Source organism: Histidinibacterium aquaticum (genome assembly GCF_008710275.1).
Classification (GTDB): Bacteria; Pseudomonadota; Alphaproteobacteria; order Rhodobacterales; family Rhodobacteraceae; genus Oceanicola; species Oceanicola aquaticus.
On the sequence record NZ_VYQE01000003.1, the window covers coordinates 384,680 to 409,487 of the forward strand.

26 protein-coding genes and 1 pseudogene are annotated in these 24,808 nt (G+C 63.1%); 8 read left to right on the top strand and 19 right to left on the bottom strand.

What is annotated here, in order from left to right; translation table 11 throughout:
• The gene (locus F3S47_RS11335; RefSeq protein ID WP_150445376.1) at nt 1–1,176 is read right to left on the bottom strand and encodes an HlyD family efflux transporter periplasmic adaptor subunit; all 1,176 of its coding nucleotides are present in this window, start codon (nt 1,174–1,176) and stop codon (nt 1–3) included.
• Nucleotides 1,177–1,289: 113 nt separating this feature from the next.
• Complete coding sequence (locus F3S47_RS11340; protein ID WP_150445377.1) at nt 1,290–2,321, bottom strand: glycosyl hydrolase family 8; 1,032 nt, start codon at nt 2,319–2,321, stop codon at nt 1,290–1,292.
• Between the two features lie 218 nt (nt 2,322–2,539).
• On the opposite strand from F3S47_RS11340, the gene F3S47_RS11345 reads away from it, so the two are divergent.
• The gene (locus tag F3S47_RS11345; RefSeq protein ID WP_150445378.1) at nt 2,540–3,616 is read left to right on the top strand and encodes a cache domain-containing protein; all 1,077 of its coding nucleotides are present in this window, start codon (nt 2,540–2,542) and stop codon (nt 3,614–3,616) included.
• 4 nt (nt 3,617–3,620) lie between these two features.
• Nucleotides 3,621–4,199: a hypothetical protein gene (locus F3S47_RS11350; RefSeq protein WP_150445379.1), complete on the top strand. Its 579-nt coding sequence runs from the start codon at nt 3,621–3,623 to the stop codon at nt 4,197–4,199.
• Between the two features lie 503 nt (nt 4,200–4,702).
• On the opposite strand, the gene F3S47_RS11355 is transcribed toward F3S47_RS11350, so the two are convergent.
• The 6 genes from F3S47_RS11355 to F3S47_RS19410 all read right to left on the bottom strand — a co-directional run bounded on the left by F3S47_RS11355 (nt 4,703) and on the right by F3S47_RS19410 (nt 10,560).
• Nucleotides 4,703–5,656, bottom strand: coding sequence for a nucleoside triphosphate pyrophosphohydrolase (locus F3S47_RS11355; protein WP_150445380.1), 954 nt, complete (start codon nt 5,654–5,656; stop codon nt 4,703–4,705).
• A gap of 297 nt (nt 5,657–5,953) precedes the next feature.
• On the bottom strand, nt 5,954–7,123 hold the full coding sequence (locus F3S47_RS11360) for a hypothetical protein (protein ID WP_150445381.1): 1,170 nt from the start codon (nt 7,121–7,123) through the stop codon (nt 5,954–5,956).
• 8 nt (nt 7,124–7,131) lie between these two features.
• The gene (locus tag F3S47_RS11365) at nt 7,132–7,752 is read right to left on the bottom strand and encodes a hypothetical protein (protein ID WP_150445382.1); all 621 of its coding nucleotides are present in this window, start codon (nt 7,750–7,752) and stop codon (nt 7,132–7,134) included.
• Nucleotides 7,752–8,357: an HIT family protein gene (locus F3S47_RS11370; protein WP_150445383.1), complete on the bottom strand. Its 606-nt coding sequence runs from the start codon at nt 8,355–8,357 to the stop codon at nt 7,752–7,754. Before F3S47_RS11370 ends, F3S47_RS11365 begins: the two co-directional genes overlap by 1 nt.
• Nucleotides 8,358–8,731: 374 nt before the next feature.
• Nucleotides 8,732–9,829, bottom strand: coding sequence for a tyrosine-type recombinase/integrase (locus tag F3S47_RS11375; RefSeq protein ID WP_150445384.1), 1,098 nt, complete (start codon nt 9,827–9,829; stop codon nt 8,732–8,734).
• 374 nt (nt 9,830–10,203) lie between these two features.
• A complete protein-coding gene (locus F3S47_RS19410) occupies nt 10,204–10,560 on the bottom strand; it encodes a helix-turn-helix domain-containing protein (protein ID WP_191090161.1) in 357 nt (118 codons plus the stop codon).
• A 266-nt stretch (nt 10,561–10,826) separates the two neighbouring features.
• Between F3S47_RS19410 and F3S47_RS19740 the strand changes: the two are divergent.
• From F3S47_RS19740 to F3S47_RS11405, 6 genes and pseudogenes are all read left to right on the top strand, one after another.
• A pseudogene (locus F3S47_RS19740) lies at nt 10,827–10,997 on the top strand (helix-turn-helix domain-containing protein); the annotation flags it as partial.
• A 234-nt stretch (nt 10,998–11,231) separates the two neighbouring features.
• Nucleotides 11,232–11,480 carry a hypothetical protein gene (locus F3S47_RS19585; protein ID WP_223877822.1) on the top strand — a complete coding sequence of 83 codons (249 nt, stop codon included), beginning with the start codon at nt 11,232–11,234 and terminating at the stop codon, nt 11,478–11,480.
• 12 nt (nt 11,481–11,492) lie between these two features.
• Nucleotides 11,493–11,723, top strand: a complete 231-nt coding sequence (locus F3S47_RS11390; RefSeq protein ID WP_150445387.1) for a hypothetical protein — start codon at nt 11,493–11,495, stop codon at nt 11,721–11,723.
• Nucleotides 11,720–12,724, top strand: coding sequence for a hypothetical protein (locus F3S47_RS11395; protein WP_150445388.1), 1,005 nt, complete (start codon nt 11,720–11,722; stop codon nt 12,722–12,724). Before F3S47_RS11390 ends, F3S47_RS11395 begins: the two co-directional genes overlap by 4 nt.
• A gap of 117 nt (nt 12,725–12,841) precedes the next feature.
• Nucleotides 12,842–13,057, top strand: coding sequence for a hypothetical protein (locus F3S47_RS11400; RefSeq protein ID WP_150445389.1), 216 nt, complete (start codon nt 12,842–12,844; stop codon nt 13,055–13,057).
• Nucleotides 13,058–13,107: 50 nt separating this feature from the next.
• Nucleotides 13,108–13,239 (top strand): hypothetical protein, encoded by a 132-nt coding sequence (locus F3S47_RS11405; protein WP_263405999.1) that lies wholly within the window; start codon nt 13,108–13,110, stop codon nt 13,237–13,239.
• Between the two features lie 111 nt (nt 13,240–13,350).
• Here F3S47_RS11405 and F3S47_RS11410 read toward each other — a convergent pair whose 3' ends face one another.
• The 11 genes from F3S47_RS11410 to F3S47_RS11460 form a co-directional block, all read right to left on the bottom strand.
• Complete coding sequence (locus tag F3S47_RS11410) at nt 13,351–15,252, bottom strand: bifunctional 5-dehydro-2-deoxygluconokinase/5-dehydro-2-deoxyphosphogluconate aldolase (RefSeq protein WP_150445390.1); 1,902 nt, start codon at nt 15,250–15,252, stop codon at nt 13,351–13,353.
• A 93-nt stretch (nt 15,253–15,345) separates the two neighbouring features.
• Nucleotides 15,346–16,611, bottom strand: coding sequence for an ABC transporter substrate-binding protein (locus F3S47_RS11415; protein WP_150445391.1), 1,266 nt, complete (start codon nt 16,609–16,611; stop codon nt 15,346–15,348).
• Between the two features lie 55 nt (nt 16,612–16,666).
• Nucleotides 16,667–17,359, bottom strand: coding sequence for an ABC transporter ATP-binding protein (locus F3S47_RS11420; protein WP_150445392.1), 693 nt, complete (start codon nt 17,357–17,359; stop codon nt 16,667–16,669).
• On the bottom strand, nt 17,352–18,119 hold the full coding sequence (locus F3S47_RS11425) for an ATP-binding cassette domain-containing protein (protein WP_150445393.1): 768 nt from the start codon (nt 18,117–18,119) through the stop codon (nt 17,352–17,354). Before F3S47_RS11425 ends, F3S47_RS11420 begins: the two co-directional genes overlap by 8 nt.
• A complete protein-coding gene (locus F3S47_RS11430) occupies nt 18,116–18,997 on the bottom strand; it encodes a branched-chain amino acid ABC transporter permease (RefSeq protein ID WP_150445394.1) in 882 nt (293 codons plus the stop codon). Before F3S47_RS11430 ends, F3S47_RS11425 begins: the two co-directional genes overlap by 4 nt.
• 4 nt (nt 18,998–19,001) lie before the next feature.
• Nucleotides 19,002–19,853 (bottom strand): branched-chain amino acid ABC transporter permease, encoded by an 852-nt coding sequence (locus F3S47_RS11435; protein ID WP_150445395.1) that lies wholly within the window; start codon nt 19,851–19,853, stop codon nt 19,002–19,004.
• Nucleotides 19,854–20,010: 157 nt separating this feature from the next.
• Nucleotides 20,011–20,742 carry a histidine phosphatase family protein gene (locus F3S47_RS11440; protein ID WP_150445396.1) on the bottom strand — a complete coding sequence of 244 codons (732 nt, stop codon included), beginning with the start codon at nt 20,740–20,742 and terminating at the stop codon, nt 20,011–20,013.
• Nucleotides 20,739–21,554, bottom strand: a complete 816-nt coding sequence (locus tag F3S47_RS11445; protein ID WP_150445397.1) for a PEP/pyruvate-binding domain-containing protein — start codon at nt 21,552–21,554, stop codon at nt 20,739–20,741. Before F3S47_RS11445 ends, F3S47_RS11440 begins: the two co-directional genes overlap by 4 nt.
• Nucleotides 21,547–22,269 (bottom strand): cyclase family protein, encoded by a 723-nt coding sequence (locus F3S47_RS11450; RefSeq protein WP_150445398.1) that lies wholly within the window; start codon nt 22,267–22,269, stop codon nt 21,547–21,549. The genes F3S47_RS11445 and F3S47_RS11450 overlap by 8 nt, the downstream gene beginning before the upstream one ends.
• A complete protein-coding gene (locus F3S47_RS11455; protein ID WP_191090163.1) occupies nt 22,202–22,900 on the bottom strand; it encodes a GntR family transcriptional regulator in 699 nt (232 codons plus the stop codon). Before F3S47_RS11455 ends, F3S47_RS11450 begins: the two co-directional genes overlap by 68 nt.
• 24 nt (nt 22,901–22,924) lie before the next feature.
• Nucleotides 22,925–24,652: a PEP-utilizing enzyme gene (locus F3S47_RS11460; protein ID WP_150445400.1), complete on the bottom strand. Its 1,728-nt coding sequence runs from the start codon at nt 24,650–24,652 to the stop codon at nt 22,925–22,927.
• Nucleotides 24,653–24,808: the final 156 nt, after the last annotated feature.

The window sequence follows — 24,808 nt, forward strand, 5'->3', positions numbered from 1 at the left end:
TCACTGTCCGAGGTTCCGCAGCCAGTCGAGCGGCCGGCTCTCGAAGAACACTCGGCCGGTCCGGCCGATGGCGCAGGAGAGTTCAGGATCGGAGGAGAGCCCCGGTACCAGCAGCGTCACGTCGAACCGCTCCAGGTGCCGTTCGCCCGGGGCGACGGCCAGGTTGCGGTAGATCGTCTGGGCCCCCGAACCGGCGAGCCGCGTGACGGTACCAGCGAAGGTCCGGCTGCTGCCCGAAGGCCGGAAGGTCGCGGACTGGCCGAGCTGCAGGGAGTTGTAGACCGTCTCGGTCACGGACAGCGAGACGACGAGCGAACCGCAGTCCGCGAGCGTCACGACGGGATCGCCGCGCTGGACGATCTCGCCGCCCGACGCGCGGAATTCCCAGAGCAGCCCCTCGACCGGCGAGATGAGGTCCGCCCCCGACAGCAGCGTGTCGCGTCCGCGTGCCTGCTCCAGCCGGTCGGCCCGGGTCTGCCGCTGCGACCGCAGCATCGACAGCCGGGTCCGGAGATCCGTCAGCTCTGCGTCGAGTTCATTCAGCCGCTGCTCGGAATAGGGCGCGTCGTTGTAGCCGTCCCCGAGATAGACGCCGTCCTCCTCGAGAGCCGCGAGGGTCGTTTCCAGCACCTCGACGCGCTCTTGGGCATACTCCAGGGCGAGCGGATAGGTCACCGGCTCGCCCGGTGTACGCTCCGTCGTGTCGTCGACCACCGCTGCGGCCTCCGCGTCGTCTTCGAGGAGCTCCCCCTCGTCCTGAAGGAGCGCGAGCCTCTCCCGGGCGTGCGACAGCGCGATGCGCAGCTCCTCGAGCCGGGCCGCCCTGTAGTCCTCAAGCCGCCCCTCAAGCTGCCGCCGCGTGGTATCGAGCGCCACGATCTGGCTCTCGACCCGCTCGATCTCGCTCCCGGTCAGCGCCACCTCCATCGCGAGGTCGTCCCTGCGGATCCGGTCGGCTCGCTGGTCTTCCACCGTGGCGACCGTTTCCTGCGGCTCGACCCGCGCGCCGAGCGTGGACTGGGCGAAGCTCACCTCGCCAGCGATGGGGCTCCGCAGGGTCGTCAGCCGGGCGTTGATGAAGGCATTGGCGCTGGCGCCCGAGATCTGCTCGGCGACGATGATCCAGAGGGCCACGACAATGACCACGAGACCAAGACCGAAGCGCAAAGCACGCATGAAAACTGCCCCTTGTCCTTGATTTGTTCGTTCGAGTGTCCACCGCCGAATTGCGACGACAGGATGATGCGGAGGCGGCGAAACTGTATCAGTCGCGAGAGCTCACGGAAGGTTCAGCCCCAGGGTCCGCCCTCGCGCGCGGCGACCTCCGCAAGCAGGCCGAGGGTGGCGGGGTAATAGGGCTGACCCTGTGGCGCGACAAGTCCGAGGGCTCGGGTCTCGCGAGCCGGAGCCTCGACCAGCGCCCAAAGCGCCCGGTACCCGGGATAGTCGCTGGCCGCGACGAGCCGGCCCTCGCGGGAGATGACCGTCGGAACGTGGCCGTCGGGCAGCGCGTCATTCACGCGCGCCTTCAGCATGCGGGCGGCGGCGACGGCGGGGTGATCCGCCCGCCCCGACCACGCCAGGTAGAGCGGTATGCGGAGCGCGTCGTATCCCATCGCTGGGGAATAGCCTTCGGCCATCGCGGGCCCCTGCCCCGTCACGACGAGCCAGTCCGGCAGCCAGCTCTTCGCGGCCACCTCTGCGAGCAGCGTCTCGCCGTGATCCGCGGCGCGAACCAGCTCGGGGACGCCCGCGGCGGCTCCGAGCTCCCTCATGGCGCGGGTGTGGTAGTAGGACGGGTTGACCAGCACGGCGCTCCCGCCGCCCTCGGGGTCGGCGAAGGGGGAAAGCAGTGGCTCGTCCGGGGCGCGGGGGTCGGGCACCAGGCAGTGGGTGGCGAGGTCCCGGGCGTTGGCGAGAGCCTTGGCCTCGTGCCCCTCCCACCCGGAGTCCCGCGCCGCCCGCAGAAGCGCCCAAGCGCGCAGGAGGTCGCCGTCCGTGGCGGTCTGGAGGTCAGGGGTCCCGGCACCGGGCCGCCAGCGCCAGGCCATGAGGGCATCGCCCCGCACCACCAGATGCACGCGCGTCCAGGCCTCGATCGCCTCGAACGCGGTCCGGTCGCCATGCGCCTGCGCAAGCAGAAGGCCGTAGCCCTGCCCCTCGGAGTGGCTCACGCCCTGCGTGTCGTCCAACACCCGCCCGCTGTCATCGAGAAAGGCGTCCTTCCAGACGCCCCAGACTTCAGGCTCTGCCGCGCCCGGTCCAGCGATGAAGCCGAGCGCGGCTGCGCCGAGGCCGGTACAGGCAGCGCGTCGGGTCATCATGCGGGCGCGGATCCGTCAAAAACTCGCATCCCGGAAGGCTGGCATCGGGCTGAGCACGCCTCAAGCCGGACCCCCGTGACGTGTTCGTGATAGACCCGTCTCACCCGGTGTAACTCCCGCCCAAATCCTGTCAAATTCGACCATTAACCGATTAACCAAACCCGTGCGCAGGCAATGCGCCCGAGCAGCTGCAACCAAACCATTCGGAGTGACCGGTGCGCGTCAAGACGCCTCCCAATCTGACCCGTATCGCCCTCGCGGGCCTCGGCCTGCTCTTCCTCGCGACGGTCTTCGTCGTGCTCGTCCCCCTGCGGTCCCAGGTGATCGCCTACGAACGCACGCTCCAGGCCGAGACCCTGACCCGCAGCGGCTCGGCGCTCCGGCTCACGGTCTCCCGCGCCGTCGAACGTGAATGGGACAGCATCAGCGCGGTCGCGCGCGAGATCGATCCCGAGGACCCCCGCAGCCGGCAGAGCTTCGTCGACGCCGCGGCCCGCGCGAGCCAGGGCGTCGCCTGGGCCGGCTACATCGGCGTGGGCGGGATCGTGGAAGAAGGCTCCGGCGGCCAGTACGAGGGGGCGGACGTTTCAGGCCAGAGCTGGTTCCGCAGCGGCCTCACGGGGGGCAGCGTGAGCCGCGTCCAGCGTATGGGCCCCGAGGGCGGCTCCGCGAACGGTTACGTCAACCTCTCGGCCCCCGTCCGCGACGACAGCGGCGAGGTTCGCGGCGTCCTCGTCTACAGCCTCGGGCTGAACTGGCTGCGCGGCGTGATGACGAGCGCCGCGGACGAGCTCCAGGTCGACATGGCGGTCGTCGACCGGACCGGTAGCCTCGTGCTCTCCCGGCTGGGAGAGGGTCCGCTGGAGACGCGGGCCGCAGAGATCGCGCGCCTGGGCTCGCCCGTCGAGCGGCTGGAAGAGGGCTCGGACGGCGAGCGGTACCTGCTCCGGGCCTTCCCCGAGTTCATCGTCGGCGACATGCCCCCCTTCGACTGGTCGCTGGTCGTCGAAGTGCCCGCGGCGCCGGCCGGAGCCGGCCTCGGGCCGTTCCTGGCGACCCTGCAGTGGAGCGGGGTCGCGCTGCTGTCGATCGTCGCCGCGGCGGCGGCCCTCTTCGTGAGCGTCTTCCTGCGGCCGGTCATCCGTCTCGCCCGCGAGGCCGAGCGGATCGCGCGCGGCGAGGACCTCTACCCGACCGAGAACCGCTCCTCCGAGGAAAGCCAGCGGCTTTCCTCTGCCCTGCCGCTGATCCAGAGCCGGCTTCACGGCCGACGCCCGAGTCCGGCGGAATGACGCGATGACGGTTTCGGCCCTCCGCGGCCTCCTTCGCGGCGGCCTTCTCGCCCTCGCCCTGCCCGGGATGGCGGCGGCGCAGGAATTCCTGCAGTACGACGTCTCGCCCTCCGACAGCACGCTCGTGGCCAGCGCGACGCGCGGGGCCTACGGCGCCAGCCTCACCTATTCGCGCTTCACGGGCGGGGGGGAGGCCACGGTCTCCGCGACCCGCGGCTTCGCCGTCCCCGTCGCGGGGGCTCCGGCCACGCTGCGGGTCGGTCCGAGCGTCCTGCTCTCCGAGGACGACAGCCCCGAGGCCGGGCTGAAGATCGTCGCCGAGCAGTACCGGCCCACGAACTGGGGCGGCCTCTTCCTCCTGGCCGAGGCCACGACCGTCAACTCCGGGTACTTCGCCATGGTGCAACCGAACCTCGCCAACGGCGTGAGCTTCGAGATTACGGCCGCGGGCAACTCCGAAGGCTACCGGGAGCGCGCGCTCGCGGTCACGCGCCGTCTTGGCGATGGCCCCTGGCGGCTGCGCGCCGGGTATCGCTTCGTCGCGGAAGAGGTCTTCGTCGGAGCCTCGCTCAACACCTACTGATCACAGGGGCTCGAGCGCCTTCTCTCGCGGTAACTCTTCGCCGGGCGGTGGGCTGTGGCGGGATACTGCGACCCAACACACGGTCCTCCGGGCGAAACTGACGAGGTCGGTGACCTCTAGAAATTGCCAGTTCCTTGCCGCTGACCCCAGCTCTGAGGTGCCGATGGGCGCCGCATCTCAGGGTCTTCCGAAGACGCGCCCTGAGGACGCGACGTTCAATTTCCGCCTTGTTTCTCTGGAGTCCACCCTCTACACGGGTCGGCGGAGACGTGGCCGAGTGGTCGAAGGCGCTCCCCTGCTAAGGGCAAGGCACGCGTTGGCGCTCACTCATTAAGCCACTGTTTTCCAGTCCGTAAATGGGATCTCTAGTCAACACTCGAGTATTGTTGCGTCAGGTTTGTGCCGCGGACAAGTAGGTCAGTCGATGCCGCCAGCTCACCTGCACATGGGAAGGCGGTCGAGTTCATCACTGCGCATACCGCCCCTCGACCAATCCAGATTTCTCAGTCAAAAAGCGGAAGACTGAACTGATCATCAACTGATCCATCTTCCAAATGATCCCTGGTGGTTTTTTCCTCGGTGACTAAAAGCCGACCATTCTTCAAGCCAACTCTGATAACCGCAGACGAATTCTTTAGCCTTAGCGAAACGCCGTTGCGATTATATCTAGCCAGAACACTATAAAATGGGATGCTAGATGTTCGGTCTGAATGAGAGATATGTGACAACTCTGAGAGTGAAACCAAATCCCTTCTTTCTGACACTTCTCTTGAACTAGGGAGTGACGTTTCCATCAGAACTCGACGCCGCTCAAATCCACCACTTTTCTCACGCTTAGCCTCCGCGATCGAAATCACCTCGCTCCACGAAATTGAATTTGCGGCAGCAAGACCCATGATAACCTCAAGCATATCCGCCAGTTCGGCTTTTCTCTCGTTGGCATCGTCAGTAGTTAAGAATTCATCAAGCTCCTCAATAAGCTTGGCACCGAGACCAAAATCGATATCTTCACGCCGAAGCGTCGCTTCAACAGCCTCTTCCCCCCCCTTTCTGATGTTCTCAGGAATCCGATCTCGGACAATCTTACCAAAGATCTTTTTTTCGGGCGCTTTTCGATATTTTGCCTGACGAGGAATGATAACACCGACCCCGGCTTGGCATAGGCGATAGTAAATATGCCCAAGAACCGAGCCCTCGATCTTGACCGGAACGCGGTTTGCCTTCGCAACATCGATGACTTTGTCTAGAAAGCTCTCATCCCGAATGTATTCGACGCTCGGCAACAGTCGGATTGTGCAGTAGGGAATTGGCAAGTCGGATAGGTCATCCGGTCGCGAAACTGTGAAATCCTTATATTTTGACTCAACACGGGGCGCTGCATCCGCCGTTTCTCTGGCACGATACCAAGGCACGTTCCTGCCAATACCATACTCCTGGGGCACACCGCAGAACCACATTATCTGCGCCGGAGCGCTAATACGGGATGCTATCTGATGAGTCCGAGACGCAATTTCGATGATGTCAGGACTGCTTAGAACACGATGCCGAGCCTTGCCTCTATTAACTCTTCCATATACCCAGCGACCATCCGCATCAGCGCGCAAGAACATTGGCTTATAGGTCGAACGGGGCCAGATCAATTTTCCTCTCTGCGGAATTACTTCGTATTCATCGAATGGCAAGACTTGCGGACCGTCGGGGAACCCCCACAGAGCATCAACGATAACGGTTTTATTGCTTGGGTCTGCGTACGCCTATGCAGATGCTTTTGATGGAATAAATGCGTGAATTAGAAAGACTAGATCTTTCTTACTGCTTCCCCCGGCGATAAGCTTTGCATAGGTTTCAAACACCCATTGAACTGAACACGCTGGAGCCACCGTATCCGTTCTTGGCTGATTAAAAGGTGAAGCATTCGAGCTCTGGTCCTCCGTACGAACGACTGCCCTTCCACCGGTGACTAGACCAATTTCCTCAACGAGCTTCATCCTGACGGAATCATCGAGACTCGCCTTCTCGACCGTCTCGGAGTGAAGCTGAAAAATCGTGGGGGCTAGCTCTCGTGACTCAAAATCGAACTCGCTCAGGTTCTTCAGTTTCTTCCATCTAGTTGGTGCGCCGATTTTATATGGGATCAACATCGACGCTGATGCAGGGTCAGGAAGAGACTGCTCATCGACGGTCAACTCTGATGTGGGATCATCACCTTTATCGAGTTGTGGCCATTCTAGATCAAGTTGAAGCAGCCAGAGTCGATCATCAGACTGAGCCCATTCGATATGACACCTGGGCTCGAATGTTTCGACGCACCATCTTCCAATTGAGCGAAAAGTCTGATGAGGAGAACCTTTTACACGAAAGGCCTCCGCGGGATCGGGCATTGGGGCGACCTTGCAGTTTGTCCCTGCGGCTGGAGCGAACGGTTGCTCAACTTCATACATCCATTGGTTTCTGGTAGGGCTCACGCGCCGTTCGTTTGAAAAATGGCCCTTCTTGGATGGGGTGACATATTCTTGAACAATTAATGCCATCACTTCTGATGGATCGATTCTCCGGGTGGATTCAAAAATTTCCTTGACAGCTGCTACCAGCGCCTCGCCGTCCCCCCGACGGGGAATCGTTTCAGAGCGATACTTCCCGCGATCCTCGATTGTTTCAAACCGTCCGCTTGATCGAACGATGTACTGGTCGATCAAGTTGGTCTCAAGCCAGGAAAGCACAGCGCCAACTGCGCCGGAATCAATTCGACCATCTTGCCTCCACATCTCGTGAAGCTCTGCGGGCAGAACGATGAAATTCGGGCGCCAGGGCTCCGGAATGTACATTAGACCAGCAGCCTTTGCCCCGAAAGCCTTTGCCCTTACCGAAAAGCTCTCGAAGCTCGTCTCTGTATACTTCGATCTGGGCTCGACAATCTCTACCATCACTCTCGCTAATCGCTGTCTTTCAATGTCCCGAATAGGTGATATGCCAACCTCTGAAGCGCAGCGAGTATGCCGTCAGAAAAATACCCAAACACGAACCCCAATCCGAGCAGCGTGTACATGCCGGAGAAGCTATCGGATATAATGAAAGGGATGACGCCGGACGTAAAGAGGAAGCCTGTAAACAGAGACACCAGCGCAGAGTTAAAGGGAACAATAACCCGCCAAATGATCCTATCGCGGTGCCATTTGCAGTTCGCAACTGCGTGGTATAGCCATTTTAGATCAAATACTGTACCGCCTAGTGCCCCAGCCGTCGCCAATGCGCCCCATTTTATTGACTCCGAAGACATCTGGACGGTAAAGAATAGGGCTATCGCATCTGTTTCATTTGCCTGGAGTTCCTCGTGCCATTGGGAACCCTTCATTAGCAGGAACACTCCAAGCGCCATGACCAAGATTAGGTATATGAATTCAAAGCCAATCTGGTACCAAGCTTGTGATGGATATATGGAATTCCACTGGCCGGGCTTACGGTGATCGTCGAAATCATGGTGTTGAGCGGAGTCCGGATCTTGGCTAGAAGAGGGCTCAGATTTCGCGCCCCTCTTCGCTTGCCCTTGCTCCATCAGCCAGCGACTTCTTTCGCCGTTTGATCCGCAACCTCATAATGCGGAAATTCACGATAGTTCCATTCATCACATCGGCCGAGACGTTGTGCGATCAGCTTCCGGAACCATTGCGACTTTGGATGCTTCAAGGTGCCGGATATACCATTCCCCGCTGACCAAGCATATAGGTATTCATGTTGGGCCAATTGCGGCCGCAATTCCTCAATGCGAGGTGCGCTGGACCAGTTAACATCCGTCTTGGCGAGGGCCTCGTCGAGCAATGAGAATTGAAGCGGCACGACATGTAGGTGGGCCTGATCTACCCCGCAACTCACAAGGCTACCCTTGGGGCCGCCGTGTTCGAACAGGTGGAGCTGTCCAGGGTAACGAGCTAGCTTTACAGAGAGCTCGCCGAGTAACTCGGTAAGTTCGTCGCGCTCCGGCCGGACAAGTAGCGAAAAGTTCTCGAGCCGCCGCTTCGGGATCACTAGCAGCCAACCTTCAACCAGAGCACCGATCGTGGGGACCACAATGAACCGTTCGGTTTCCCGGACGACATGTTCATTGCGCGGTCTCGGCGTGCCATTTGCCACCCATGCGAATTTTTCGCTGCTCGCTTTCATTTTACTCAATCGACAACGGCCCCATGAATAACCTCAAGCATGCACCTGTAGGTCTCGATTGTGGTACAACGCAGGATGATAAATGGGAAGGGCTCTGATGATCAGCCTGACCCTCCATTCAGCGGATGGCGAACGACAACTGGTCCTTAGGCGACAGGTTTTCAAGCCGCTCGATCAGTGGGCCTCAACTGGGACAACATCACGCTTGACCCCATTGCCCGCAGTGCTCCTGTGCCCCACAGCCGGTTGGCAAGCACCAAGAGGTCGCCCTTCACGTCTGTAGCCCGATAGGTGGACGGAACTGGTTGGTCTAGCAGGATACTTCCGGCGCTCACTAGTCCGTAAACTAACTGAACATCTGCCTTCACTATCGGCTACTTTACCATTCGAAGAGCGCCGACGCTGGTTGACTCTGATGGGCGCCTTCGGCTCGGCCTCTCTTGGAAGTCCCAGCCGTGCGCGAGCAGGCGGCGCGCAAGGTCGTCGGGCGCGAGCTTGCGATAGCGGTTGGCGGTGTCGGCCCGGTCCCAACCGCCTAGGTCCATAAGCGCCCCGAAATCCCGTGTCTGCGAGTAGAACCATGTCGCCCAGGTGTGGCGAAGGACGTGCGGCGTAACCTCGGGCCCGAGCTCGGCCGCCTTCCGCGCGCTCGTGAAGGCAGCGGCCATCTGCCCGCCGGACCCTTCTGAGAGCTTGATAGGCTTACCATAAGCAGTGCGGAAGGCACGGCCGACCTCGGGCAGCTCGCCGATCAGCTCGACGGCTCGGCGCGGCAGGCGCACGTGGCGCGCGGTGCCTTCGGTCTTTCCGGCACCGACGCTCTCGCCGGCAACCCAGAATTGCCACGTCTCAGGGTTCCAGTGCTGGACCTCGGCCGCGAAGCATTCGGAGGCGCGGCATCCGGTCCCGAGGAGAAAGGCGATCTTCTGCAGCGTATAGCGTTCGGGCTCCGCGTGGCGCGGCAGGGTGAGCTCGGCGGCAGCTTGAAGCAGACGCTCGGCCTCTTCTGGTGTGAGCCAGCGCAAGCGACCGCGGGGCTCGCGACGGCGCGTGAAACGGCGGGGCGGGGTCAGGCTTTCGGCGGCCGCCATGTTGTAGACGGCCGAGATCGGAGTGATGAGCTGGCGGTTTACCGTTGCTGGCGCAGCATTGTGATAGAGCGCCCTCGCCGCCCTAGCGAGCCAGGCATTGTCGATGTCACGCAGCAGGGTGTCGGGTCCGGCATAGTCGAGGATCGCGCGCAGAAACCGCCCCGAGCCGCCGGCCTCGAGGTAGGTTACGGCGGCCTCGGCGAGGGTCAGGGTCGCAGCGCGGCCGAGAGCGTGCCGCTCGAGGAGCTCACGCTCTCGCCTTAACCGCCACGCTTCCGCGAGCTTGCGCTCGCCAAGGCCCGTGCTTTCTCGAATGCGCTGGCCCGCGACGGTGCCCGAGATGTGGTAGACTTTGCCGCGACGGACGAGCTTGAGGGGCATTCTTGGATCCGTTTCCTGCCGGCGATTGGCACCCTGTCCGGAAACTACAGGCACTCATCTAAACATCTGGACCCGAAACCGTCCGCAAACCGAGCCGGGCATGCCAGCCCGCGAACAGGCGGCCCAAGGACAGTCGTGTAGCAAAGGCTAACAACAGCAACGCCGCTCCGGTGGCGTTTATCCCAATATCCTCGAGAAGCCACCGTAATGGACTAATTGGCTATCGTAAAGTTAATTATTTGGCCATTTTGGCCATCCCCACGACCCTTGTCCGCCCGCATAGCCGGACAGTGGCTTTTACGGCACCCTGATCGCGGCCTAGCTCACGACTAGCTACGTGGGAGACCCAGCAGGACCCTAGAATGCTTGAGGCTTCAGCCGACGGGCGGCGGCTCGTCCATAGCGGCCCGCAACTTTTCGGCGAGATCCACCGTGAGGGTGTTCGACCGGCCCAGGATCAGCCAGTCCAGCGTAACTCCGAAACGGTCGACGAGCAGCACTGCAACGCTATCAGAAACCATCCGCTTGCCGTGCTCGAAGCGATTGTAGTAGGCGCGATCGACCCCGAGAAGATCGGCCACCTCCGAACTACGCAAGCCGAAAGCGGTGCGAAGCAACACGAGCCGCTCACCAATCGCCTTTGGATTCATGGCCCCTGCTAGATCGGGGTGGATGCTCGTCCGTGACATGGCTGTACGTTTAGCGATGGGATCGCCGAGGTCGATGGCCATTTTGACACAAATTGACTTATAGCCTTTCTGGCCATATACGCCAACTTGATCGCTCGATGCGGGCCCAGCATCCTTGTGTTGCCGCTCGAGAGAAGAACTCGGCAGGGAGACCGGCTCATGCACGGACAGCCATACAGTGCCCGCGGATGCAACAGTGATCACCAAGCATGCAACGAGCTGAGCGAATGAAGGGACAAGCGAGGACCAGACGCCGGGCGATTCAGCCCGGCGCATGGCGCGTGGTGCGCCACGACTGGTGCAGATTCATGCGGCGCGATCACAATCTGACGGCTAGTGCGCGCCTCGTTGGCATCGCTCTAGCACTGGACTATGCAAACAAGGAAACTGGCCGGTGTAATCCCGGCCATGGCGAGCTCGCGCGCGCCGTCGGGGTCTCGATCAAGACGGTCAGGCGGGCGGTCTTCGAGCTCGAAGCCCGCAGCTGGATCGCTCGCACGCCTAGCTACGGCCGCGAGAAAGGCTCGCAATACACCTTCCTCAGCCGCGCTGAGATCGTCTCCCTTCCCAGCTCAAAGGGGGTCGCTAGTGACCCCCTTTTTGCCTCTGAAAGGGGGGCAGAGGTGACCCCTTTTAGTGCGGATAAAGGGGGGCAAGAGTGTCCCTACGAAGATGCGAAAGGGGGTCAGCCGTGTCCCGAAAGGGGGTCAGGAGTGTCCACCCCCTATTATAAGGCTAAACCCAGTAATGAAACAAAGGGCGGCGACCCGGGGCTGGAACCCCGGTCGAAGCAGTCGGAAAATCCCATGGTGATCGCGGCCGTCGAGCGGGCCGTTGCGAGGTATCGCGACGGTCGGCCCGAGGCGTTCCTCGATCTGGAGCCGTGGGAAATTCGGCACCTCCTCGCCGCCGGTCTCCTGACCGACGAGGAGCTCGAGGCGACAGGCTTGGCGAAAAGCTGAGAAGGGGCGGCAATGACCGACGAACAGGACGACAGGACGGCCGGGCGCGATCTCCGGCTCACTCGCGAGCAAGGGAGCGAGGATCAGCGCCGGCTCGCAATCGTCGGGCGCCGGATCGGCGAGGAGACCGCGAAGCGTCGCGATCAGGCGTGGCTCGATGCCTTCCACTGTGACGAGGGCCGCGTGCGCGAGATTGTCGAGGCCGGGCAGGCCCGCCGGGCGGCGCGCGAGGCCGCGGAATGAGCGCCACGATCGTTGATCTTGTGACCGAGTTCGAAGCCCGGGTGATCGCCCGCGGCAAGGGCTGCGCCGAGGAGAGCGCGGCGCGCATGCCTCGCCCCGATCGGCAGAGGGCCGTGCGGGGGCTCGCCGAGGGTCGCCCGGCGACCGACAATGCCAGGGCAATTACGGCGCATTCCGCTCTCCCCCTCGGTCTCGTGTTGCTACCAACCGACACCCAGCGTCTTGAACTCGTGAGTGCCCTCGGTCCCGCGCCTGCGGAGTGCGCGCCCTCCGATCGCGAGCGCTTCCCGGGGATCGCCGCCCCGCCGGCCCGCGCACCGATGGGCACGTTTCAGTCGCTCGTCGCGGTCCCGAAGGTCGAGGGATATGAGCTGATGCCGGCAGGCTACCGCGGCCGCGCGGCGCTGCGCGAAATCGACGTGTTCGATCGCATGCAGGCCCCGCACGAGCTCGGTCAGGCGGCCAAGCGGCAGGCGCACGAGCGGGCCGGCAAGGATACAGACAAGTTCCGGGCCCGGCCCTTCCCGGTCACGCCCGGGCAGATCGCCATGGCCCGGCGCTACGCGACCCTCGCCGAGCGGCACACGACCCGAGGCACGCCGCGCTCCTGCCTCGCCGACTGCGGCCGCGGCGACGCGCTGGACTACCTGCAGGCCGTCGTCTATGCGTCGCGCGAGCTCGAGCTCCTGCGCGAGCGGGTCGGTCCCGGCCTCGCCAAGCGGATCAGGCGGCGGCGCCCGAGCGAGGCGCGGATCGAGATCACGGCCCGCGATCTCGTCGATCAGGTCTGCCTCGCGCAGAAAACTGTGGCGCAGGTGATACGGGACCACGGGTGGTGCGCCGAGGGCAGCCGGCCTCGGCAAGGCCATGTCAACGATCTTCTCGAGGCGCTCGCGAATGCGCTTGAAGCCATGATGGGAAAGGGAAAACCGCGGGTCGGCGGGCATCGCCGCACCGATCTCCCGCCGCGCTTCGAGGGTCGATCGAAAAAATCCCGTTGACGGTTACGGAGCCTCGACCCTACCCATATCGCCACAATCGAAAAGTGCGCCCGGCGGGATCAACCCGACCGGGCGCTTTCATTGAGGCGGGTCTCATACAGGCCCCGATCCCCCGAAATGATCCGAAAGCTCTGCGCGGCCAGGGACTGCGACGAGCTCGCGCTCGAGGGCGCCGCGCGCTGCGCCGATCACGAGGCTGCCGGCAAGCGGTCTCGCGACGCGGCGCAGCAGGCGGCCAAGGCGCGGACGCCGGTCGCGGAGTGGTCGAAACTCTATAAGACGAAGGCTTGGCGTGAGGGTGCGCCGGCCTTTCTCAAGAAGCACACGATATAGGTCGAGGGCTGGTCGGTCTCCTCGAGGAGGCGAAAGAGGTCGACCACATTATTCCGCACCGTGGGGACACGCGTCTCTTTTACGATCGGCGCAACTGGCAACCGCTCTACAATCGGTGCCACTCCCGAAAAACCGCGTACGAGAATTGGCATGGCGGCCGGCGCACCTCTGGGGGTGTCTGAGAATATAAGCGGTGCCCGCGGGACCGGCGGGGAGACCTTTCTGTTTGCAGTCGTGAATCTGGGGAAAAAAGCCCATAGTGTCATGCCAGCGGCATGAACCGCGGGCTGCCGCTACCCTCTTGCCATGTCCCAGAACTCACAGAGACGAGAATAATTGGCAGCCATCCGCTCCACCGCCTCCGCGTCGGTCATCTCACCCTTAAGCCAGGCGCGAGCGGCGTCACCGAAGACTGTCCTGCCGACGGCGAAGCCCTTGACCAGGGGCTGACCGGCCGCGAGCGCAAAGCTCTCGGCGAGCTCTGCTTCCGGAGCATCGAGACCGAGGACGACGATGCCGCGGGTGTGGGGGTCGTTGCGGTTGACGGCCCGGACGGCATTGGCCCAGGCGGCCTCGGTCCGGAAGGGCTCCAGCTTCCACCAGTCGGGATAGATCCCAGCGTCGTAGAACTGCTGGATCAACACGGCCGAGGTCATGTCGTCCACCGCTCCGACCTTCGAGGGGATCACCTCCAGCAGGAACTCCAGGTCGTTGCGGCGGGCGGCAGTGAAGAGGCGTTTTACGCGCGCCTCCTGCAGCGCACGAAGCTCGTAATCGTCATCCGGGTGGGCGAAGACGAGGAGTTTCACCACGCTCTCTCTCGGCCATTCGCCAAGGCCGCCAAGGTCGACGCCGAGTTCCGGCTCGAACTCGACGGGGCGAGAGCCTGGCAGCTCTGCGGGCCGGCCGATCCAGAGGCCGGAGCCGCTCGCGGCGTGGAGGGCCGTCCGACCGATCCTGCCGTCACAGAGGATCCCGTAGCCGGGGCGGCCATCATGCACGCGCAGGGCGGCCTGCAAGCAGAGCTCCTTGAACCGGCCACCCTTCTCCAGAGTGTAGCCCTGCATCTCCTCTAGCTGCATCCGGTGGTCGAAGGCGAAAGTCCGGACGGTGTCCCACCCACCGCCCTTCGAGAAGCGGCGCGTCGTCGCCCAGTGCACCTGGTTCAGCTCCGCATCGTTGCGGAGGTCCTTCCGGACTACCCCCCGCTCGAAGAAGAACTCCAATTCCTCCCAGCTCGGATAGGCCGGGGTGCAGCCGTGACGAGAGACGGCGAAGGCGCCGCAGGCATTCGCGTACTTGAGGGCTGTCGACCAGTCCTCGCCGTCGAGCCAGCCCTTGAGCAAGCCGGACATGAAGCCGTCCCCGGCCCCGAGCACGTTGAACACCTCGACGGGGAACCCCGGGCCGGTCCAGCCCTCCTCTAGGCTCTCCGGGATCTCGCTTTCGAAAGCGGTGGCGCCCATCGGACCTCGCTTGCAGATGAGCGTCGCGTTCGACACGGCGCGCACCGCCCGGAGGGCCTCGACAGTGTCGGTCGTGCCGCCAGCGATATGGAATTCTTCCTCGGTGCCGACGATCAGGTCGAAAAGATGCAGGGTCTCCTGCAGTGAGGCGGTGACTTCGGCACTCTCAGCAAACCGGCTTTCGCCCTCGCCGTGGCCGAGCACGCCCCAGAGATTGGGGCGGTAATCGATGTCTAGGGCGGTCTTGCCGCCGTGCCGTCTCGCCAGCTCAAGCGCCGACAGCGTCGCGGCCCGCGGCGTGGGGTGGCTCAGGTGCGTGCCGGTGGCGACGACGGCTCGCGCGGAGGCGATGAAGCTTTCGTCCACGTCCTCCGCGCAGAGCGCCATGTCGGCGCAGTTCTCTCGGTAGAAAATGAGCGGAAATTGGTCCTGATCCCTGATGCCGAGGATCACGAGAGCAGTCAGCCGCTCGGGGTCAGTTTTCAGCCCCTCGACGTTTACGCCATGGCGCACCAGCTCCTCGCGGATGAACCGTCCCATGTGCTCGTCGCCGACGCGGGAGAGGAGCGCGGATTTCAGGCCGAGGCGGGCGGTCCCGCAGGCCATGTTGGTGGGAGAGCCGCCAATGTACTTGTCGAAGGACCCCATGTCTTCCAGCCGCCCACCGACCTGGCTGCCGTAAAGGTCCACCCCGGCGCGCCCGATGGTGATGACGTCAAGAGATTTCATCGGTGGGGTCCTTTCAGAAAAAAAGCCACCTGCGTCCGGGACGCAGGTGGCAGGCGGGCCGGCCTTGATTGGAGTGCCGGCCCGTAACCTTCATTACAGCTGGTCGAGACGCAGCACTTCCGCGCCATCGACCGTCGCGGTCTGCTCCAGCGTCTCAAGGTCGGTCCATTCGAACACCCCGAAGAGCCCGGAGACGACGCCGGTGTCGGTGTAGTCCATCGCGCCCGTCACGCCTTCGTAGTTGATCGCTTCACCGGCCCGGATCTTCTCCAGCCCTTCGGCATAGGAGTAGACCTGTTCGCCGTCACCCGACGAGATGGCGTACATAGCTTCGGACCAGGCCTCGGGATCGGTGGACCCGGCCTGCTCGATGGCCAGCGCGGAAAGCACGATCAGATCGTAGTATTGCAGCGCATAGGAGTTCGACGGCTCGCCGAGGTCGGCGTATTCCGAGTTCTCCCAGAGCTCCTGCATGGTCTCCCAGGCGGGCGTGTCCGCGTGAGTGAAGCCAGCGGCCAGCACGGCCTCGTGCCGGTCGATCGCGCTCATGGTCGCAGTGGCAGAGAACTCCTCGAGCAGCCAGTCGGACGAGCCGATCAGCAACCAAGAATTGCCCGCTTCTGCAGCGTTCTTGACGAAGGTGCCGCCGTCCTCGCCGGGCGAGAAGAAAACGACCGCGTCGGGGTTCATGCCGCCGATCCGGCTGATCACACTCCGGTACGTCGGGGCCTGGGCCTGAACGTCGATCACGGCCAGGACTTCCATGCCCAGCTCTTCTGCCGCCTTAACCGCGCCGTCCTTCTGCAGCTGCGAACCTGCAATCTCGGAGGCCACGACGACGACGTTCTCCGCGCCTGCGTTATGGGCATGGACGACCGCGGCCACACCTTGGGCGCTGTCCATCGGAGAGCCGCGGAACAGCGGTTCTTCGGCGGTCCCGCCGTATTCCGAGTCGATCGCACCGCCATGGACGGAGGGCATGATTGGCCGGCCGTTCTCCGCAACGTGGTCCAGTGCGAAGTCGCGGTAGCTGAGGTAATTGTGCGCCGCGTTCAGCAGGATCTCGACGTTGTCACTGTCCAGCAAGCGACGCGCGACTTGCGCTTCACCGAGCGTGCCGATGTCACGGTGGAGCACCTCGATCGGACGGCCGAGCGGTGGGTCCTCGTTGACGACATCGACGGCAAAGTTGGTGATTCCATCGAAGAGATCGCCTACGGCGTTGAACGGGCCGGTGTGATAGGTCAGGTGACCCATCTTAATCGGCTCGCCCTCCTGTGCCGAGGCCACTACCGGCGCGAACGCCAGCAGAGCGCCCGTCGCCGTGGCCGCAATCCTTGTCGAAAAGGTCTTGGTCATTTGGTCTTCCTCCCTTGGTGTGAAATTGGCCGCTCCTCAACGGCCGGTGGTCGTGTCAGATGTGATAGCCTTGCCTTACCTGCTCGATGCTCACCTCGTCCGTCGCCCCCTGTAGGTGGGTCTTGCCGAGGCTGAGAACGTGGACCTTGCGGGCGATCCCGAGCGTGCTGGTGACGTTCTGTTCTGCCAGCACCACGGTCACCTGCTTCTCCCGGCTGATCTCGGCGACCCTCCGGAAGAGCAGATCGGTGTATCTCGGGGAGAGACCCGCCGTCGGCTCGTCCAGCAGAAGAACCGAAGGCTCCTGCATCAACGCGCGGCCAATGGCGACCATCTGGCCCTCCCCGCCCGAGAGGCTGCCGGCCTTCTGGTCCAGCCGCTCCTGGAGATCGGGAAAGAGATCGTAGAGTTCGGCCAGCCGGTCGGCCTTACTGCGCTTGCCGAGGATGCCGCCGATCGAGAGGTTTTCCGCCACGGTCAGGTCCGGAAAGACGCAGTTCTCCTGCGGGACGTAGCCGATGCCGAGCGCCGCGATCTTGTGAGCAGGCAGCCTGTCGATCCGTTCGCCGTTGAACCGGATCTCGCCCGCCGTAGGACGAATGATCCCGGCAAGGGTCTTGAGCAGGGTCGATTTTCCTGCGCCGTTCGCACCCAGCACAGCGTAGACCTCGCGATCCGCGGAGAGAGCGACATCCTTGAGGATGGTGACGCCGCCGTAGCCGCTCTGCAGGCCCGTGATCTCAAACATCGACCACCCCCATGTATTTCTCGACGACGACCGGGTGATCCTTCACCTCCTGCGGAGTGCCCGAGCAAAGCAGCCGCCCGTCGGCGAGGAAGTTGACGTGGGCGCAGTAGTCCCAGATCAGGTCGAGGTCGTGTTCGATGATGAAGACCTTGAGGTCCTCTTCGGCCACCTTCTTCTGCACTAGCGTCATGACCGCGCGGGTCAGGTCGTCGGGCAGACCAGCCGTCGGTTCGTCCATCAGAAGAACCTTTGGCTTCAGCAGCAGACAGCGAATGATGTCGAGTAGCTTCTTCTCCCCAGCCGAGCGGGCATCGCCGTTCGGGTTCTCGAAGGGGAAGTGCGACAGGATCTCATCGATCTCGGCTTCGACGGCATCGCGCTTGCGGCGCTTGGTGAATACCGTCCAGAACTGCTCCCGCTCCGCCGGCGCGAGCGCGAGCCGCAAGCTGTCCCGGATCGAGAGCGTCTCGAAGTCCTGGATCACCTGGTTAGTCTTGACGAGACCGGCCCGGGCGACCTGGTCCATCGACATCTGCCGCAGGTCGATCTCGGTGCCGCCAGGCCGATAGATGAGGGTACCTGCATCGGCCTTCAGTTTGCGCGTGATGAGACCCATCAACGTGGTCTTGCCTGCGCCGTTGGGCCCGATCAGCCCCTCGATCCCGTGGCGGCCGATCTCCAGCCTGTCGACCGAAACGACCTTGCGTCCTACGAAGGACTTTTCCAGCCCGGCGATCGATAGTTTGGCCTCTACGGTCATCCGCGCCTCCCATAGCCGCCGAGGACCCCGGAGGGCCGGTAGAGCATGATGACGACGAGGAAAGCCCCGTAGAGCATCAGCTTGATGTTGGGCACGAGCAGCGCGTAGTCCGCCGGGATCGGCGCGAAAGTCTCGATAAAGACGTCGAAAAGCCCCACCGTCGCGCAGACCCCGATAATCGCGCCCCAGGGGTGGTCCTTGCCTCCGAGGACCAGGGCGATCCATGCGGTGAAGGTCACGCCGGGCGCGATCATGTTGGGCGTCAGGAATTGGTTCAGGGAAGCCGACAGACCGCCGAAAAGCCCCATTCCGGCGGAGGTCACCGCGAAGAAGATCAGCTTGTGCCGGAAGGTCGGCTTGCCCAGCCCGTGGGCCAGCGGCTCGTTGTCCCGTATCGCCGACAGGAGCCTGCCGTAGGCCGAACTGTCGAGGCGAAGGGCATAGACCAGCACCACGGCGACGAAAGCGAGGATCAGCGCCAGGTAGGCGGGCTCCGTCGCTGCTCCGAAATCGAAGGGGTATTCGATGGTGCCGAAGCCCACGACCCCGCCGGTCAGCCACTTTTCGGTGGTGACCAGATGAAGAACGATCGTGGCAAAGGCCAGTGTGGCGACGAGTACGGACTGCCCGTCCAGCCGCAGCACCAATGCGCCGAGCGCAAGTGCGAATAAACCGACGAGCAGCGTGGCCAGAAGCAGCGCGACCAGCCATGGCAGACCTAGCGTAACCATGAAGACGCCGTGAGCATACATGCCGAGGCCCCAGAAGCCGACGACGCCGAAGTTGACGATGCCGACGCGGCCGAACTGCAGGTGCAGCAGCAGGGTGATGCCGATGTAGACGGCGACGAGGGCGAGGGAGAAATAGAGATATGCCATTGTGTCAGGCCCTCTTCCAACGCAGGCGCAGGACGCCGATGAAGACCAAGAGAAGGATGATCTCGGCGTAGAGCGGCTGGCTGACGAGAGTGATCGCGGCCGTAAGGATGCCCGCCGCTACCGAGGCGATAAGCGCGCCGCGAACCGAGCCGATCCCGCCGACGATCGAGAGCATGATAATGATCAGGATCATGTTCCAACCCATCAGCGGCGTGACGAGCGCGAAGACCCCGAAGAAGATGCCCGCAAGGCCCCCCGCCGCACCGGCGATGAACCAGATCAGCATGGAGACACGCGCGGGATCGATCCCGCTTGCCTCGGCGAGGTCGCGGTTGTTGGCGAGCGCGCGCATCATCTCGCCCCACCGCGTGCGGTAGATGAAAAACAGCAGGCCGATGGTGACGACGGCCACGAGAGTGAGCGCTGCGACCTGCGTGTCGGTGATCCCCTTGCCAAGGACGGTCCAGTACTGCGGGTTGGCGTTCTCGAGGAAGTACGGGTTGTTGCCGAAGACCAGGGTTGCCCCGTAGCGAAAGAAGAACGACAGGCCGACAGAAAGGATGATCATCTCGGTCGGCCCCACGCCCCGCGCCATCGCGGGCCGGAAGACGCAGACGAATGTCAGCACGCTGAATAGGCCCGCAAGTAGTACCGCGGGCACAATCGAGACGAAGAAGCCGAACCCGAGGAAGGTCTGGAAAACGCTCGCGAAATACGCGCCGAACGTGATGTTCTCGGCGTAGGTCACGTTGATGAAGCCATTCAGGTAGTAGATCAGCGTGAAGCCCATCGTCGCCAGGATGAGGGGCGCCGCCTGGATCAGTCCGATGTAGATGGAATCGGTCAGCAACCACATGCGGCGTGTCCTCCCAGTACCCCCGTCTCGAACCACTCGCGCTGCGCGGCCCGGCTCGAAGTCTCCCTGTTGAGAGACGTTAACGGCACTGCTCCGGGAGCGTCAACGATTATCGATAATCTATTCAAGGTCGATCTCTTCTCGTCGTTCATCTTGCTTACCTGGCCGGTTCGAGGGTGACGTTTTCGGTCCGGAACCGGGCCGTGACGGCGCTACCAGAGATTGTCAGGGCGATGGGTTCGACCCATTCCGGTTCACCCGGATCGGGCAAACCAAGCCAGCCGATGAGGACCGCCCGCATTACGGGCGAATGGGTCACGCAGACGGCGTGATGCCCTGCGCCGCCCGGTCGGTTCAGGCTGCGGGCGAAGTGCCCGACCCTACCCGCCACGTCCGCAGCGGTCTCTCCCGGCGGTTTTTCGTGCGCCAGCCAATACTCGATCCGGTCAGGAGCCGCCAGAAACCCCTCGAAGAAAGGCTGGGTCAGGACCGAGTCCGCATCGGCGTGCCACCCGGCCATCGGTTCGACCTGGTCCGCGAAGGCCTGGGCTGTCGAGACCATCTCGACCCGGGAGCCGAAGAGGTAGAGGTCTGGGTTCCGCAGCCCCCAGGCCGGTCCGGCATCCGGTTCACCCGGCGCAACCCGGTCACGCAGCGCATCCGCCGTCTGCTGTGATCGCTTGGTCCGCGTGGAGTGAAAGGACATCGTCTGGCCCGGCTCGTAGGCCGCTTTGATCTTCTTTGCCGTCGCGTCCACCGGGCCGAGAGCATCCTCGGATAGCGGCTGGTCGCCTTGATGCGAGGACACCTTGGCATGGCGGATCAGCCAGAGTGTCGTCGTCCCGACCTCTGCGTCCGATCGGCCCGTATGAGTCTTCTGCAGGGTCATAGCGTCGTGATGGGCCTAGACTGGAGTAGATAGACGTCAGCGCCGACGATTGCCCACTCGACATCCTGCGGGCTGCCGTAGTGGTTGGCGAGCTTCTGGCCTAGACCGCCGAGCGTCGCCACTTCTTCCTCGGTCAGAACGGGGTCGCCGGGGACCGTCTCCTTTTTGACGCGACCTCGCTTGTCGACCACGTACTGCGCCGGAGTGACTTCGCCCGAGACAACCTGCTCGCCCAGGCCGAGGACCGCCTCGATCATCATGCGGTCCCTCCGGCGGGTCACTGGGTGGACAGTGAACATGACCCCTGCCTTCTCGGCGGGGATCATCTTCTGCACCACCACGGCCATCCGCAGGTCGTCCAGCGAGCCCATCTTCTGGCGGTAGAACAGGGCGCGTTCAGTGAAGAACGAAGCCCAGCACTCAACGATCGCGTGTTCGACCGCGTCGCGACCGGTTAGCTCGAGAAAGGTCTCCTGCTGGCCGGCGTAGCTCGCCGCCTCGCCATCCTCGGCCGCGGCGGAGGAGCGGACGGCGACCATGCCGCCAAGCTCGTCATAGGCCGTCAGCGCCTCGGCCGGCACCTTCGCCGCCTCGCGGATGTAGGCCATGGCGCCATCATGGTCCGCAGCACGGGCGAGGCTCAGTAGTTTTTCCTTGTCCAGCCCCGCGGTCATCACGCCCGAATGCAGGACGAACCCCGGCGGCACCGGGAACCCACCCGCGGTCATTGCCGCGAGCGAGGCACCCTTGCCACCCGACAGCTCCACGCGGGAGGCGTCGGGCGCGGAGAACCAGAGAACCGGATCACTCATCGATGATCGCGACCGCGCGTACAGGGGCGCCGGTGGTTCCGATCCAGTTGACCGGCAGCGCCGAGATGGTGAAGCCATGAGACGGCAGCTTGTCGAGATTGCAGAGGTTCTCGATGTGCCAGTAGTCCTCGTCTTCCATGACCTTGTGTGCGCGCCAGAAATGCTCGCGCTCGAACATTGCCCAGACGGGCGGATCATAGGTCGGGGCATCGGTCCCCATGACGCGGACGCCCTTGGAGATGAGCCAGCGGGTCGCCTCCTCGGTCATCCCGCAGTGGTCCTTCAGGTAGCGGTCCTGGTCGTTGTAGGCCGAGGCACCGGTCATGTTCAGGACGATGTCGCGTTCCTTGATCTTGTAGCCGATCTTCTCCTGTGCCTCTTCCATGTCGGCCACGGTAATACCGGCGCCGAATTCGAGGTGACGGAAGTCGAGGACGACGCCGTCCGAGAAACACATGTCGAGCGGGATACCTTCGACGCCCGGAGCTTCAGGCCCGCGGATGTGCTTCACACTGTCGATGTGAGTGCCAGTATGGTCCGATACCGTGATCGCGTAGTGGGCCGTCAGAGATTTGACGCCTTTTTCCCAGGTGCCGAGCGTCTTGGCCGCCTGCTCCCAGTCCTCGAAGATTTCGATGCTGGTGGGCTTAATTCCCGGGAATAGTTTCATCTCGTTGTGAACTGGCATCGAAAGATCGATGATTTGTCGCGTCATTTCCGTAAACCTCCTTCATGACAGCCTCAAAGGCCTCCACATGCTCGCGCATGACTTTTCCGCACCTGGTCGCGTCGCCCGATTGCAGCGCCTCGATGATTGGGCGGTGGGCGGCGGGGATCGATTGGAATTCCATCGTGGAGGCCAAGAGGTTCTTGGCAGTGACGAAAGTCCGCGCCTCGATCATCAGCGAGTTCCAGGTCTCGATCAGGACGCCGTTTCCGGTGGCATCCATTATGATCCGGTGAAATTCCACATCATGGGCGGCCATTTCGCGGGGGTCTTCCGCCTTGGCCGCCGCCTCCATTTTCCCGACGACGGCGCTCAGCTCATCAATCCGGCCACTGATATTCGCTACGGCCAGTTGACCCGCCAGTTCCTCTAGCGCGGCCCTCACCGGGTAGATTTCGACGATCTCGCGCCGCTCCACTCGACGCACGCGGGCACCCTTGTAGGGCAGCACTTCCACGAATTTCATCGCCATCAGGTCCCGCAGAGCTTCGCGCACCGGGGACTGGCTGACGCCGAGTTCACGCGCGATCTGGCTTTCGACCAGCCGGTCTCCCGGTTCATATTTCCCCGAGAGGATGTTATCGAGCAGCTCTTCCTTGATCTGCTCCGAAAGGATCATGCGGCTGACCATATAGCTAATGCCTTATCTCAGGATTTGGACTTCGCCACTTGTGCCATTCACACGCACTCGGTCACCAGTCTTGATGCGGTCGGTCGCAACTGACGTGCCCACGACGGCAGGAATGCCGAACTCCCGCGCAATGACCGCGGAATGCGAAGAGGAGCCGCCCGCGTCGGTGACCAGACCGCGGATCTTGGTAAAGAGCACAACCCAGGCCGGGTTGGTCATACGGCACACGAGGATCTCGTCCTCCTGCAGGTCGTCGAACTGGTCGGTCGATGTCACCAGCCGGGCAGTCCCCTCGATCACACCGGAGCAGGCCGGAAGACCAGTAAAGGCGTCGGCCTCGGTCGGCGGCTCCCGGTAGAATTTCTCGGGGAAGCCCCAGTTAGCGGCATAGGGGAAGGCCAGGTGCTCTTCTGTCGCCGTGCCGATCCAGTCCGGCGGACGCATCGACTGCTGCTCTTCCATCTCGTCGCGGCGGTCCGAGGTCAGGTCGATGGCGTCGAAGGCCTCGGGATCGCCGACGAGATAGCGCATCTCCTGGTACCGGAGGAACAGGACATCCTCCGGGTCGTCCAGCACTCCGGCTTCGACGAACTTGCGGCCGATGGCGATCAGGATGGTGCGGAGACGGGCGTTGGTGCCCTGGTCTATATAGAAGTGATGGTCCGGCGTGAGCGGGTTCAGCCCGATGGAGCGGTCGAGCAGGGTCTGCAAACGATCGCGGTCCGGACCTTCATCGAGCCCGTCCATCACCTGCGCCTTGGCCTCCTCGAGGTCTTTGCGCACCGCGTTGATCGTCTTCGGGTAATCGTAGTCCGATGCGAGGTAGCCGCGGACGGCTTCGATGATGGGACCGGGATTCTCGGCCCAGAGCGGCGAGATGAACTCGTGGCTCCACATGGATTTCTGGCCGAATTCCTTCTGGTAGGGCTCGAGCTGCTCGGCGATGAAGGCCCTGCCCGTCTCTGAGTTGCCCAGTTCGGCGAGGACCACCTTGGCCGTTTCGCCCTCGAAGGCACGGCTTAAATCTGTGGAGCCCTTCACCGTCTCCTTCATCTGCCAAAGCGCCTCGATCGAATCCCAATTGCGATCCTCCAGTGAGCTCTGGAGACGGCCCGGGAGGTCTTCGGGCAGATCGGGGCGGAGCTCCTTAATCGCGGCGTTCAGCTCCATCGTTGCGCTGAACTGGGCGAAGTTGACGAGCCAGTGGATCTTCCAGTGGCGGTCGTGCATGTCGAGGGCGTCCTCGAAGAGCACCGCGAGCTCCGCGATATCCGCGCCATCCATGTCGTAGTTGTCGAAATACTCGAAATTCCGGGTGATCTCAGGCCGGTAGCGTTCGGTCCACCACCTCATGAAATTCTTGCCGTAGACCGGCAGGGTCTTCTCCAGGAAACCGCCGATCTTTTCCTTGTGCGCCCCGTCGAAGGGCACACGCGGCGCATAGCGCGACTGGAACTCTTCGGCGACGGGCCGGCAGTTCGGGTCGGCAGGAATGGCCGCCGTATAGAGATAGCCGTTGACCTGCTTAGCGATCCAGTCGCTTGCGAACGGCGTGCCGAAGCGGCGGAACATGTGGTCGCAGGTCAGCCACCAGCCGCCGATGTCGAAGAACATGGGTGTCAGCGGGTTCGGGCAGTGCAGATCGTCAAAGATCCAGAACAGGTCCGCTTCGCCGTCCCGCCAGTCGATGGGAAAGTCGTCGTTCCCAAGGAATTGTCCGAGAACGTCCTGCGTCGTCATGGTCTGCTCCTCCCTTTCGCCCCGCTTGAGGCGCCTCCTGGGCTGACCCTCGCAACCGCCGGATCACATGTCAACGATTATCGATTATTGACGATGTAGAAATTTTGGCCCTAGGCTGTGGGGAAGGGAGGTCCGGTCTCATGTGCAATAACGACA